Origin of the sequence: Sphingobium sp. D43FB, from assembly GCF_002312805.1 — a bacterium.
Taxonomy (GTDB): Bacteria; Pseudomonadota; Alphaproteobacteria; order Sphingomonadales; family Sphingomonadaceae; genus Sphingobium.
In genome coordinates, this window is sequence record NZ_NMUA01000059.1 from 1 (window position 1) to 11883 (window position 11883).

Sequence of the window (11883 nt, forward strand, 5' to 3'; positions counted from 1 at the left end):
CGTCGTCCAGATCATTGACCAGATCGAGGGCGAAGCTGGTGACGATGGGGTGGAAATGATGGGTATGGACGCTGGTTCAAGGAAGCCCGCCAAAGCCACCCGTCAGTCCCCCGCTACCCGCTCCAGCCCTCCACAAACCCCTGAAAATCAACGAAAACCTGCCAAAAAGTGGGTCACTTCGCGTGTTTGGGACACAAAGGTGGGTCACAATGACCCATCGAAAATGGGCCTAACATCATCAAAACAAACAGAATATCTCTCGTCATCGTGGGTCACAACTGTGGGTCACAAACGATGGCCGCGTGGACTGTCGATGCGAGGATCGATTTACCAGTTTCGTGTCAGGGTTCCCGCTGATCTGCGTCCGGAATTTGGGTGCAGCCATTTGAAGCGATCATTGCGCACGGACAGTCCCTCGCTGGCGGTCAAGCTGGGGCGGCGGATGGCTTCCGAGATTGATGCTCTTACAGCGGTCTGATCATGACCACCTTTGAGACGGTGGATGGTGCGACAGCCAGTCCCGATTGCGGACATGGCAAGAGCTTGCCACATTTGAGGAATGGGAAAATCAGCGCCCACAAGATTTAGCGTTACGCCTGAAAATGAGGCAGCCGCGCTCGCGCGCGTCAGCGAGTGTGGCTATTCGCCTATAAGGATCGAAAAGAGCGAAGACGGTTTGATCGTCTTGTTTTTCGCGCCTCGGCCTTCTGAGGAGATGGCTGGACTTATGGATGCATTGCCTTTGCATCTAAGTGCGAAGATAGACGTCGTCGCAGGCAACGATGTGCCGTTTCAACTACCAGACAAAACGAAGCATCGACCTTAAAATGGCGTTTATTGGCAGTTCGAGGTCCGTCTCAAAGCGACCTTTGCGGCCTCACTTTGCCGATGTCGAGGCATCTGAAACCCGCCGTAGTTTGATAATCTTGTCGACAATTATCTCATGGTCAAAAGCGCCAAAGTGCCCGTAACTTCCTTTTCGAACCGTTTGTCGCCCCAGAAATTCTACTTTGAAAATGCCTTCACCATTTCCCAAAGGGTTTAGTGTCTTCCCCGACAGCCAAATGCGATCACCAGCAGTTTGATAGGAGCAGGAAGTTGCAGGCGCAGGGCAAAAGCGAGAATTCTCCAATTCCATCCGCCATAAGCCTTTCCATCGACGGGGCCGCGACATTTCGAAGCACTTGTCCGTGCTCGTCGGCATGGCGTCTATGCCTCCGTATTTGATCTTGTTGAGGCATCGCTCGCTGATGCCCGGCAACCCCTGTCGAATCTCCTGAATGGAGTTGTCAGAAATCCGCTCCGGCGGTCGTTCACATCCTTGTGTCACCAATGGGATGGCAAGAACGAATTTTATAAGGCGGCAATGCATTTAGCGATAATGGCGGGATTGAAGGCACTCTGCAACGCCTGTCCTTACGGCATTTCAGTCCGGAGCCCGAAGTCCGCAATCCATCCCCGATCGCCGTTCGCAGGTCTGATTCGCGGCTGATCATCGCAATAGCCGCCTGCGCAGTTTTGGTCGGGAAAGCAGACAGGGCGAGGGTGATCAAACCCGGCAAGCGAGGCATCTTCATCGGGAACGATATGAATGGAGATGTTGTAGCCAAAACGCTGCCAGTCAAACATCGACCATTCTCGGTCACTCTTTCACGCCATCCTCATCCCTGATACCGGTCATTCATTTCGACGACGGGTCGAAGAGTGAATGACGAAATCTCGTGGTTAGCGGACAGTCGAAGCTTAGGGCCGCCAGCCCTCCAAGCGCCTCAAAACATAAGCAGGAATAAGGCTGACAGTGCTGATATTCTCTTGGCGCAGCGTGAAGTCGAACGTCAGGCCCTTATTGCGAATGGTGAAGTTGCAATCGAACCTCTCATGCCGATTGATGTCTGGCGAACCATGGCACGAGGGGACTCGCCAGTTGGGCGGTAGGCTTTCAACACCCTCGCGGGGAACGAGGTAGAAAAGGGAACCGGTCTCCTCCTCGCCCACGAGCCAATACACCTTGTCCCACCCTGTCGTGGGGTCACGCTGTCGAAGTTTGCCGTTGGCGAGTTCCTCTCGAACCTTGATAATGTCGCGGTTCCGGTCAGCAGGAAACTCGCGCGCTTCCATTCCGCCGAGCACATTGACCACCATGTCGGCTTCAACATCTCTCGAATATCCGCGAAAGACGCGATTATAGCCCTGCACACCGCCCGAAAGTTCAGACGCCGGAAGCAAGAGCCAAACGGACTCATTCGGTTCCTTATCCAGCCCTTGGACGCCTACGAGCCATGGCACGCTGAAGTTGCGCACGAACTCGTATTTGTGGGGAACAGCGTAGAGAGCGTCGTTGAGCCGGTAGCGCGTAGAGCCGAGATAGGATTCGGCCATAGCTGCCGCGCCGATGCTTGCGACTGCGAGGATAAAGATGTGGGCGCGTTTCACCGCCGAATGGTTCCCCATTTGTCGTGTGTCCGCAAGTGGGGCGATTGTTGCCGAACGATTTTTTACCGCGCAACATCAGCTATCGCCGGTAATCCCCCCAGAAGCTGACAGACTGTAATCCACCCCTGATCGCCGTTCGGCAGACCGATTCGCGCGCGATCTGCGCGATAGCCGCCTGTCCGGTTTCGAGCAGGGAAGCAGTCCGGACGAAAACGACCATTTGTTGCCATTCCAGATAGGATGTTCGGTTCTCGATTGCAGACGTTGATGCAGGCGCTAAGAAATCAGCATGGACGATTTTCTTTACCTAATGATCGAGCTTGTTGCGTTCGCAATCATTGGAGCGGCGGTTTATCTGATATGCCGCAACAAGCGCGCTAGGAGCGCGGTTGGTATCAACCTGAAGCCGCCTAAAATTTGCCCAAACTGCAGCGAGGCGCTTCCATTTTTCCGTTTTCCTAAAAGTTTTAAACAGGCGTTGGTTGGAGGATGGACGTGTTCACGGTGCCATAGTGAAATCGACAAATGGGGAACAATTACCAAACGAATTAACCTTTAAGCAGACAGTCCTCAACCCACCCATCGCGGGCATCAACGGTCTCAGAATCGATGCGTCCCGCCCGTGACCGACCTGTCCGGTTTCGGGAGCGAAAGCATACCGAGTGAAACGACCACTTGCGGACATTCGCCTTTTGGATTGAACTGTCACCATGAGGACCGTCCCCACTGTGTTTGTCGCTTTTGCGATCGTCGCTTGTTCAAGCCCCTCGGATCAGCCTGAGGTCGCCGCAGTTCGGTATGCCGAAGACCATTTTGGCCAAAAATCTTTCGATCCAGATGGAAAAGGATACAATATCAACGTAATCGATTGTGGAAATCTGTGGTGCGTCAGCTTGCATCCTGCGCTTGATCCGAAAACTTTGTCGCCCCGTTACGCTGGTGGTGGGATTGAGATGGAACTACGCAAAAGTGACTCAAAGGTGGTTTCGGTCTTGCGAACGCAATGATCACCTAATTCCTAGACGGACTTCGCGCCCGCTTCCCACCCCTCGCAGCCCTACCCGAAGCGATTTCCAGCCGCGTCAAAGTGTCCTTCGCTGGTTGTGCCTTTCCCATCGTCATACAAATATAGAGTCACAGGACAACGCTGCTGGTTTGCCCAATCCACAGCCTCCTTGACGGTCACGCCTTCCTTCTGATCGTAATCGATAACGTCCTCCGGGGCAGCTTCGAGGGCTTGGTCGGCATCAGCGACAGTGTTGTCGTGTTCGATGGCTTCGATAATGGCGTTCACCCTTTTCCAACGGAAAGGACGGCTTCGGCGATCAACGATATTCCAAATCATGCCCGGTCATACCTGCGCCAAGAAATGTCCGCTATACCTGCTTTCATCTCGGAAGCAGACGGGCCAGTATTCATCCATTCCGGCACTGGCGCGTTGATCTCACGCGATTTCGGTCCATGATTGACCATGGATGAGATGCGTCAAGTCCAACCCCGGATATTCAATTTTCGAGATAGCATCGAAGAGAACACGCGGGCTATAGCCGGTCCCATAGTTGTCAGCGGCCTCGCTGTGTCCTCCTCCTGTAGTCCAGCCTCCCAGTCGAAGCACAATATCTCGATCTATTCGGGCATTTCGGGCAGCATCTCGAAATCCATGCCGGAATGAATGATAGCAGGTTTGGGGCGCGCTCGCAGACGCACTTACAAGGAACCGTGAGAACCATCGGGAGTAAGCCACGGAACGGAACCCCTTCGCGCCCGGCGGAAGATCGTCAAAAAGTTTCAGCGCGCCGCTTTTTCTCTTCTGATCGACAAAGTCCATGAACCCGAGACGAAGTAGGGTAGGATGAATTGGCACGATCCGGGCACTGGCTTTGTTCTTCAACGACTTATCCCTAATTCCCACGAGGCTTTCTTCGGTGATCACAAAGCATGTCACGCCTTCGACAAGCCTGATATCAGCCACGTCGAGTTGGCATATTTCATTCAACCGCGCGCCGGTCAGCAGGCCCGCCAGAGCGACCCAATATCTAGCACCGGTGGCGATAACTCGACCGGCGACGGCATAGCCGCCCTCCTGATCTTTACACCCTACATACACCGGAGCTGTGAAAATCCGTTGAAGCTGCTGGAGGGAAAACGGCTGTCGCCGGTCTTGGGGGTGGATCGTTTCAGCCAGTTGCAAGCCACGCGAAGGGTTTCGCGCGATATACTCTTCCGCCACTGCCCAATTCAACAGGCTGCCGAAACGCGCCATGTAGGCGTTGAGATTCGTGGGGTTGAGTGTCCTGATCTTCGTGTCGGATTTGGCAATTGCTGCGGCGTCGCGTGCGGAGAGGTCGTTATATATTTTGCTGTAATTGACCGGCAGCCAACGAAGGGTCTCGAATAGATCGCGACATGTTTCTCGCGTGATATCGGTGATCGGCGTTGAAGCGCCTACGACCTCCTCAACGACCCGGCGCGTAGTCTGATGAGCAACCATCGTTCGCGCGCACCTTCGGCGCGTCGGATCATCGAGGTATAGTTGGTAGATTGCGGAAAGCGTAGGCGCGGTAGGACGCTGCTGATCGTCTCTCGATGGTGATATCACGCGATCGCCACCCAACGATGACGGCTCAGCCTTCGTCGCCACGCTGATGTTGTCGTTATCAGCGAGGAGCCTCTGATCGTATCGCAGCCCGGCTGCGCGACGCTTCTCCTCAAACAGAGCATCAATCTCGGAAGCCATCCGCCGCCCCAGCTTGACCGCCAGCGAGGGACTGTCCGTGCGCAATGATCGCTTCAAATGGCTGCACCCAAATTCCGGACGCAGATCAGCGGGAACCCTGACACGAAACTGGTAAATCGATCCTCGCATCGACAGTCCACGCGGCCATCGTTTGTGACCCACAGTTGTGACCCACGATGACGAGAGATATTCTGTTTGTTTTGATGATGTTAGGCCCATTTTCGATGGGTCATTGTGACCCACCTTTGTGTCCCAAACACGCGAAGTGACCCACTTTTTGGCAGGTTTTCGTTGATTTTCAGGGGTTTGTGGAGGGCTGGAGCGGGTAGCGGGGATCGAACCCGCATCACAAGCTTGGAAGGCTAGTGCTCTACCATTGAGCTATACCCGCCCAGCAGGAGAGCGCCCTGCCATCATTGGGCGGGCTTCGTCAAGATCGCGCTTACACCGGCCTGGCATTTCCTCTATCAGGCGGGGATGGACACACCATCCCTGCGCCAGTTGGATCTTTTTGCGCAGATGGTGGCGGCAGGGAATTTGGCGCGTTGTGCCAATGACATGAGGCTGTCGGCCGAAGAGATTGCGCGCGACCTGGCATCGTTGGAAATGCGGCTGGGCTATCGCTTGTTCGAGGATCTGGAGGGCGCGGCGCGGTTGACCCCGGCCGGACGCAAGACGGCCGAGGCGATGACGTTGCTGTCGCAGGATAAGGCGGATGATTGGGACCGCCCGGCTCCCGCTGCCGTGGCCGCTGCCCCGATGCCGCCCCCTGCCCCGATAGCCGCCGAACCACCGCGCCGCACCATCATGCTGGCCGCGCCCGCGCCGGTGTTCGGCCATTTGCAGGATGCTTTGGCGGCGTTCGAGGCAGCCAACGAGGATATTGCGATCGCGCTCGACCTGCATGTCCAGTCGGCGGCGGACGCGGACGCCGCGCTCAAACGGGGTCGCGCCGATATCGCCTATTTCTATGCGCTGGAAGCGCCGGAGGATTTTCTGTCGCGCTATGGCTGGTCAGAGCCGGTCAATATCTATGCCGGGGCGGATCATCCATTTGCACGGTCGCAGAGCGTATCGCGCGCCGATCTGGCCGCAGCGCCGATGCTGGCGATGGAGCGCGATAACGCGATGCGCGCGGTGATCGAGGCGGCGCTGGCCAAGGGTAAGGTCCGATCGGGACCGCTGGCGTTGGAAAGCGACAATATGGCGGCGATCATGGCGGCCTTGCGGGACAATGCAGGCCTGTTCGCGGCCTTCGGTCCGCTGGCGCGTGACTTGGGCCGGATGGAGGGCATCAAGCGGATCGCGCTCGACATGCCCCTGCCCGCAGTCGAAATTCGCCAGGCGGTGCGGCCCGATGCAGCGGAAACCCCGGCGGTCGAGGCGCTGGCGGACTTTCTGTTTCTGTAAATTGCCGGAGATCGTGGCGCGAATGCTGCGCTGCAACGGAAAAGCGACGAGCCGATATTGATATACCATATCATATTGGTTACAGGGTCTCATTCTTCCCGTTGCCAAGGATGACCATCGTTGATGTCCCGCCTCTTTTCTTTGCGTGCTGGTTGCGCTCTGTCCGTCCTGTGTGCCGCACCCGCGGCTTTTGCGCAGGCGCCTGACCCGCAAGCGCCGGACCAGGCCTATCATGACAATCGCGCCGACATTGTCGTCACCGCGCTGATCCCGCGTAGGCAGGGCGATATCCTGTCCGGCACCACCGTCCTGACCGGTGACAAGCTGACCCAGCAATTGCGCACCACCATCGGCGAGACGCTGGCGCGGCAGCCGGGCGTGTCGGCGACCTCCTTCGGTCCCAATGCGTCCCGCCCGATCCTGCGTGGCTTTCAGGGGGAGCGGGTGCGTATCCTGACCGATGGTATCGGCAGTTTCGACGTGTCCAATACATCGGTCGATCATGCGGTGGCGATCAACCCGCTGACTGCCGACCGGATCGAGATACTGCGCGGCCCTGCCGCCCTGCTTTACGGATCGTCGGCGATCGGCGGCGTGGTCAATGTGATCGACAGCCGCATACCCCGGCGCGTGCCGGATGAACCGGTGCATGTCGAAGGCCTGGCCACCTATGGCAGCGCGGCGAATGAGCGGACGGTGAGCGGCGAGATCGAAGCGCCGTTGGCAGAGAATTTCGTCGTCCATCTCGATGGCAGTTGGAGCAAGAGCGACGACCTGCGCACTGGCGGCTATATCCTGTCCAAGCCGCAGCGCGCGCTGGCGGCGCAGTCGGACGACGCCGAAATCCGTGAAGACGGGATGTGGAAGGGTAAGCTGCCCAACACGGCGGCCGAGACTTGGGAAGTGGCGGGTGGCTTTGCCTATATCGGCGATGGCGGCAATCTCGGCGTATCGGTGTGGCATACCGAGAACCGCTATGGCGTGCCGTCGCGGATCGACGTGACGGAAGAGCATGACCACGACCATGAGGGCGAAGAGCATGGCCATGAAGAGGAAGAAGGCCACAGCCATGAGGATGTGACCTTGTCCATGCGCCAGACCCGCGCCGACCTGCGCGGGGAAGTCGCGACGGGTGGCGGGTTCCTCGACAGCATCCGCCTGCGCGCGGGCTGGGCCGATTATCAGCATCAGGAAATCGAGCCGACGGGCGAAGTCGGAACGACGTTCAAGAATCAGTCGATGGAGAGCCGTCTGGAATTCATCCAGGCCAAGCGCGGCGGTTGGGACGGGGCGTTCGGCGCGCAATTCTTCACACGCCGGTTCCAGGCAGATGGCGAAGAGAAGTTCCTGCCGAAGAATGAGACCAACCAGTTGGGCGTCTTCACGCTGCAGTCGCTCGATCTGGGCGACACGCGGCTGGAGGCGGGCGCGCGCTATGAGCATACCGACCTGAAGGCTGATCCCGATGCCGATCTGTTTGTCGACGGACGCCAGCGCAGTTTCAACGCGCTGTCTGGATCGCTTGGTATCAGCCAGGCGATCATGCCGGGCTGGCGCGCGGGCCTGAACCTGTCGCGCAGCGAACGGGCACCGTCGGCGGAGGAATTGTTCGCGCGCGGCAATCATGCCGGGACGCAGGCGTTTGAACTGGGCAACCCCGATTTCGGCAAGGAACGCAGTTGGGGCGTGGAAGGCACGCTACGCGGTGGCGGTGAGGGCTACAGCATCAGCCTGGCCGCGTTCCACAACTGGTTCGACGGCTATATCTATGACGCGATCGTCGATGACAGCGTGTGCCAGGCGGCCAATGGCGGGGCGGAACTGGAATTCCCCTGCTTCGCCTATGCCCAGGCTGATGCGCGCTATTACGGGTTCGAGGCCGAGGCGTCGGTCAAGCTGGCGCAGGTCGGCGGCTATGCGATCAACGTCGATGGTGTGGCCGATTATGTGCGCGCGCATATCAAGGGCAATGGCCCGGCACCGCGGATTCCGCCGCTGCGGCTGCTGGGCGGGGTGGAAGCGCGTGGCGACCGGCTGTCGGCGCGGGCGGAGATCGAGCATGCCTTTGCGCAGGAGCGGATCGCCGATTATGAGACGGCGACCGACGCCTATACGCTGGTCAATGCGTCGCTGTCGTTCAAGCCGTTCGCGGGCAATGACCGCACCACCTTGATGCTGTCGGCCAACAATATCTTCGATGTCGAGGCGCGGCGGCATGCCAGCGTGCTCAAGGATTTCGCGCCGCTCGCCGGGCGCGACATTCGGGTGACGGCGCGCTTTTCGCTGTGAGGCGGGTATCCAAGGGCGCGGGCGGGGTAATCCCGCGCCCCTGGACGGCCGGGCGTCAGGCGACCCGACCAAGCCGGTGGTAGAGATTGGCATATTTGACCGATTCGGGCTGGTCCTGAACCTCGCGCAGATAATGCGCGATGGCGGTGCGGATCAGGCCGAAATCTTCGGGCGAGAAGACCGCGCGCGAACGGGCGGGCTGGGGATGGCCGGTGGTGTCGGTGGTCATGTCCTTGTCCTTTCAGATGCGCCGTTCATCGGCTTGCGTACAGCGATACGGACATAGGTTGCGCGTTTGAAGGACGGTTAGTGGCCGCGTGTCATGATTGTATTTGGTATAATTGTCATTCCATGACAATATGACCATATGGCAGAGCTGACCGATCGCAAACTCTATCTTGGTCCCAAATTGCGCGTGCTGCGCCGGGAGCTGGGGCTCAACCAGACGCGCATGGCGGAGGAATTGGGGGTTTCGCCCAGCTATCTCAACCATTTGGAGCGTAACCAGCGGCCGTTGACGGCGCAGATGCTGCTGCGACTGGCTAATACCTATGACATCGATATTCGGGACTTTACCGCGACCCCGGCCGAGGGTGGTCCCGGTGAACTCAGCGAAATTTTGTCCGATGCGCTGGTGCGGGACATTGGGATCGCGCGCGACGAAGTGTTGGAGGTCGCGGAAAATTATCCGGGTGTGTCCGAAGCCTTGGCGCGATTCTATCGCGCGCTGACCGATTTGCGGCGCTTGCCGGGCGAGGCGGTCGCGGGGGCGCGCGGCCTGGCGCCGCTGGTTGCGCCGGTGGATTGGTTGCGTGAGATGATCGCACGGGCGGGCAATCATTTTGCGGAGATCGATGCGGGGGCGGAGAGCCTGGCCGCGACGATGAGCGACGATCCGGCGCTGTTGCAGGCGGAATTGCGCGCGCGGTTGAAAGACCGGCATGGCATGGCGGTGCAGGTGGTGCGCGCCGATGTGCTGGCGGGGACGTTGCGCCATTATGACATGCACCGGCGGCGGCTGATGCTGAACGAGCGGCTGCCCGCGTCGGGGCGCTTGTTCGCCATCGCCTATCATCTGTGCGCGCAGGAACTGGCGGAGGCGATCGCCGCGCAGGTGGCGCGCGCCGCGCCGCCCGACGAGGATAGCCGCCGCATCGCCACCATGGCGCTGACCAACTATGCCGCCGCGGCCCTCATCATGCCCTATGACCGGTTCCGCCAGGCGTGCGAGCAGAGCCGCCACGACCTGGCCCTGCTGCGCGACCGGTTCGGGGTGTCGACCGAACAGTTGGCGCATCGGCTGACCAGCCTGGGGCGCACGGGCGCGCGGGGCATCCCCTTCTTCATGGTCAAGATGGACCGGGCGGGGCTGGTGTCCAAGCGGTTCGACGGCGAGGCCTGGCCCTTTGCCCGCTATGGCGGGGCGTGCCCGCGCTGGGACGCGTATGACGCGGCGGCGAGCGAAGCGGTGGCGTGCCAGTTGATCGAGACGCTGGACGGGCGGCGCTTCGTCACGCTGGCGATGGGGATAGCGGGCGCACCGGGGGCGCGCGGCCGATCGGTGATCGCGATCGGGTGCGAGGCGAAACATGGGGGGCGGATCGTCCATGCCGACGGCATCGACCTGGACAAGGACGGCGCGACGGAAGTGGGGCCGACCTGCCCGCTATGCGAACGGCGCGCCTGCGCGGACCGGGCCTTGCCGCCGGTGACGCGGGCGCTGGATCTGCACAGCTATGAACGCACGGTCGCGCCGTTTCCGTTTCGGCGGGTTTGAGGGGGTGGCGCGGCCGATGCGCCGTTGCCAAATGTGCGAAGTTCACACCGTCGCAGGCCACGCAATTGCTGGGGGACGGACGGGGGGCGTGGATTTCGCAATAGGAGAATTTTTGCGAAGTGTGTGGGGGTGCGTAGGTGCGTGGGGACAGGCGGGGAGAAAGAACGGCGGGATTATGGCAGGGGTTGGGGGGTGTAGGACAGGAAATTTATGGCCGATTCTAGCCCGTCAGCTTTGGGATGCATAGCTCAGGACACTTGCCCTTGCCTGCTTTGCACAAACTGCGCATAGACGTCGCATGCAAGGTGGAGACTGGTCATGCGTATGGTTCGCTTCGAGGTTGAATTCGATGTGGTTGATGCGGCGCTCGACTTGAAAGCTGACAATGCTCAGCGTGCTGCTGCCGCTAACGCGTTCGAAAAGGCGCTAGCCGAAAGGGTTTTCCAGCCCGGCTTTTTACCTTCAGAGCTCAAGTTGAACGGCGCTCCATCTATACAGCGTAGCGCCCGAGACGCTCAAATTGATTAAGTGAGTAGTACGCTATTGATCACCAATGCTGGAGACCCGAACGAGTGATAGGCGCCGGGCTTGCAGAAATTTTCAACTTATGACCGAAATTGACGAAGCGAATTCGGCTTTGGTTTGGAAGGATATTTGAATGACGTTGGCGCCGTCGGAAGCAAGTCTCTGGACACGAATTCCGAGAGAAAAGCGTGCACATGTCTCAGATGCAGAGATTAATGAACGATATATTCGCGGTGAAGGCCGAATAGTGATCGAGACTAATCGCGAAAAGCTTCCAGGCTTTGTTTCGCTTCTGAAACAGCCAAATTACATGGATCTACGGCCATTTTATCAACGTCGCCCTCGCTGGAAAGCTCCCAAGCAGAGCCTTTTGATCGAATCCTTCATCATGAACATCCCGGTTCCACCGGTTTTCCTCTATGAGCGAGACTACAACTCCTACGAGGTGATGGACGGCCAGCAGCGGATCACCGCGTTGCGCGATTTTTATGCGGGCAGATTTGAACTTGTTGGGTTAGAACGCTGGCCTGAGATCAACGGGCGAGATTATCAAACACTACCGGACAAAATTCGGCAAGGTCTCGATGGGACTGTCAGGATTTCCGTGTGCGGCCGGGCGGTTGAACATTACGCCGCCATGGCCCTGATGAAGCGCTCACCGAAGATTACGGCGAACTGGGCCTTGGCCATGGTCCACTCACGTGGCGGCATT

The 11883-nt window shown here is 58.9% G+C and carries 12 protein-coding genes, 1 tRNA gene and 1 pseudogene; 7 read left to right on the forward strand and 7 right to left on the reverse strand.

Annotation, left to right across the window (positions count from 1 at the left end):
• Nucleotides 1–478, forward strand: a 478-nt coding sequence (locus SxD43FB_RS25620; RefSeq protein WP_217988825.1) for a DUF6538 domain-containing protein, incomplete at its 5' end; no start/stop codon positions are given.
• 399 nt (nt 479–877) lie between these two features.
• Here SxD43FB_RS25620 and SxD43FB_RS24980 read toward each other — a convergent pair.
• From SxD43FB_RS24980 to SxD43FB_RS22165, 3 genes are all read right to left on the reverse strand, one after another.
• Nucleotides 878–1138 carry a hypothetical protein gene (locus SxD43FB_RS24980; RefSeq protein ID WP_141249601.1) on the reverse strand — a complete coding sequence of 87 codons (261 nt, stop codon included), beginning with the start codon at nt 1136–1138 and terminating at the stop codon, nt 878–880.
• Between the two features lie 278 nt (nt 1139–1416).
• A complete protein-coding gene (locus SxD43FB_RS22160; protein ID WP_096063979.1) occupies nt 1417–1629 on the reverse strand; it encodes a hypothetical protein in 213 nt (70 codons plus the stop codon).
• A 114-nt stretch (nt 1630–1743) separates the two neighbouring features.
• Nucleotides 1744–2451: a hypothetical protein gene (locus tag SxD43FB_RS22165; protein WP_096063980.1), complete on the reverse strand. Its 708-nt coding sequence runs from the start codon at nt 2449–2451 to the stop codon at nt 1744–1746.
• 271 nt (nt 2452–2722) lie between these two features.
• On the opposite strand from SxD43FB_RS22165, the gene SxD43FB_RS24985 reads away from it, so the two are divergent.
• Nucleotides 2723–2992, forward strand: coding sequence for a hypothetical protein (locus SxD43FB_RS24985; protein ID WP_141249603.1), 270 nt, complete (start codon nt 2723–2725; stop codon nt 2990–2992).
• Between the two features lie 498 nt (nt 2993–3490).
• On the opposite strand, the gene SxD43FB_RS22170 is transcribed toward SxD43FB_RS24985, so the two are convergent.
• From SxD43FB_RS22170 to SxD43FB_RS22180, 3 genes are all read right to left on the reverse strand, one after another.
• The gene (locus SxD43FB_RS22170) at nt 3491–3727 is read right to left on the reverse strand and encodes a hypothetical protein (RefSeq protein ID WP_255245859.1); all 237 of its coding nucleotides are present in this window, start codon (nt 3725–3727) and stop codon (nt 3491–3493) included.
• A gap of 150 nt (nt 3728–3877) precedes the next feature.
• Nucleotides 3878–5299, reverse strand: coding sequence for a site-specific integrase (locus tag SxD43FB_RS22175; protein WP_176482895.1), 1422 nt, complete (start codon nt 5297–5299; stop codon nt 3878–3880).
• 188 nt (nt 5300–5487) lie between these two features.
• Nucleotides 5488–5561, reverse strand: a tRNA-Gly gene (locus SxD43FB_RS22180).
• 86 nt (nt 5562–5647) lie between these two features.
• Here SxD43FB_RS22180 and SxD43FB_RS22185 point away from each other — a divergent pair.
• Entirely contained in the window at nt 5648–6580 is a 933-nt protein-coding gene (locus tag SxD43FB_RS22185) for a LysR family transcriptional regulator (RefSeq protein WP_096063983.1), read from the forward strand.
• 123 nt (nt 6581–6703) lie between these two features.
• Nucleotides 6704–8869 carry a TonB-dependent receptor gene (locus SxD43FB_RS22190; protein ID WP_096063984.1) on the forward strand — a complete coding sequence of 722 codons (2166 nt, stop codon included), beginning with the start codon at nt 6704–6706 and terminating at the stop codon, nt 8867–8869.
• Between the two features lie 55 nt (nt 8870–8924).
• On the opposite strand, the gene SxD43FB_RS25440 is transcribed toward SxD43FB_RS22190, so the two are convergent.
• Nucleotides 8925–9098: a hypothetical protein gene (locus SxD43FB_RS25440; protein WP_171899211.1), complete on the reverse strand. Its 174-nt coding sequence runs from the start codon at nt 9096–9098 to the stop codon at nt 8925–8927.
• 138 nt (nt 9099–9236) lie between these two features.
• Between SxD43FB_RS25440 and SxD43FB_RS22195 the strand changes: the two genes are divergently transcribed.
• From SxD43FB_RS22195 to SxD43FB_RS26160, 3 genes and pseudogenes are all read left to right on the forward strand, one after another.
• On the forward strand, nt 9237–10646 hold the full coding sequence (locus tag SxD43FB_RS22195) for an XRE family transcriptional regulator (RefSeq protein WP_096063985.1): 1410 nt from the start codon (nt 9237–9239) through the stop codon (nt 10644–10646).
• A 318-nt stretch (nt 10647–10964) separates the two neighbouring features.
• Nucleotides 10965–11174 carry a hypothetical protein gene (locus SxD43FB_RS22200; RefSeq protein WP_096063986.1) on the forward strand — a complete coding sequence of 70 codons (210 nt, stop codon included), beginning with the start codon at nt 10965–10967 and terminating at the stop codon, nt 11172–11174.
• A 307-nt stretch (nt 11175–11481) separates the two neighbouring features.
• Nucleotides 11482–11667 (forward strand): annotated as a pseudogene (locus SxD43FB_RS26160) (DUF262 domain-containing protein); the annotation flags it as partial.
• Between the last annotated feature and the right edge of the window lie 216 nt (nt 11668–11883).

Excerpts from the sequence above, each read along its gene's own strand:
- SxD43FB_RS24980 (WP_141249601.1), bottom strand. The coding sequence starts at position 1,138 with ATGGAATTGGAGAATTCTCGCTTTTGCCCTGCGCCTGCAACTTCCTGC.
- SxD43FB_RS22160 (WP_096063979.1), bottom strand. The coding sequence starts at position 1,629 with ATGTTTGACTGGCAGCGTTTTGGCTACAACATCTCCATTCATATCGTT.
- SxD43FB_RS22165 (WP_096063980.1), bottom strand. The coding sequence starts at position 2,451 with ATGGGGAACCATTCGGCGGTGAAACGCGCCCACATCTTTATCCTCGCA.
- SxD43FB_RS24985 (WP_141249603.1), top strand. The coding sequence starts at position 2,723 with ATGGACGATTTTCTTTACCTAATGATCGAGCTTGTTGCGTTCGCAATC.
- SxD43FB_RS22175 (WP_176482895.1), bottom strand. The coding sequence starts at position 5,299 with ATGCGAGGATCGATTTACCAGTTTCGTGTCAGGGTTCCCGCTGATCTG.
- SxD43FB_RS22185 (WP_096063983.1), top strand. The coding sequence starts at position 5,648 with ATGGACACACCATCCCTGCGCCAGTTGGATCTTTTTGCGCAGATGGTG.
- SxD43FB_RS22190 (WP_096063984.1), top strand. The coding sequence starts at position 6,704 with ATGTCCCGCCTCTTTTCTTTGCGTGCTGGTTGCGCTCTGTCCGTCCTG.
- SxD43FB_RS25440 (WP_171899211.1), bottom strand. The coding sequence starts at position 9,098 with ATGACCACCGACACCACCGGCCATCCCCAGCCCGCCCGTTCGCGCGCG.
- SxD43FB_RS22195 (WP_096063985.1), top strand. The coding sequence starts at position 9,237 with ATGGCAGAGCTGACCGATCGCAAACTCTATCTTGGTCCCAAATTGCGC.
- SxD43FB_RS22200 (WP_096063986.1), top strand. The coding sequence starts at position 10,965 with ATGCGTATGGTTCGCTTCGAGGTTGAATTCGATGTGGTTGATGCGGCG.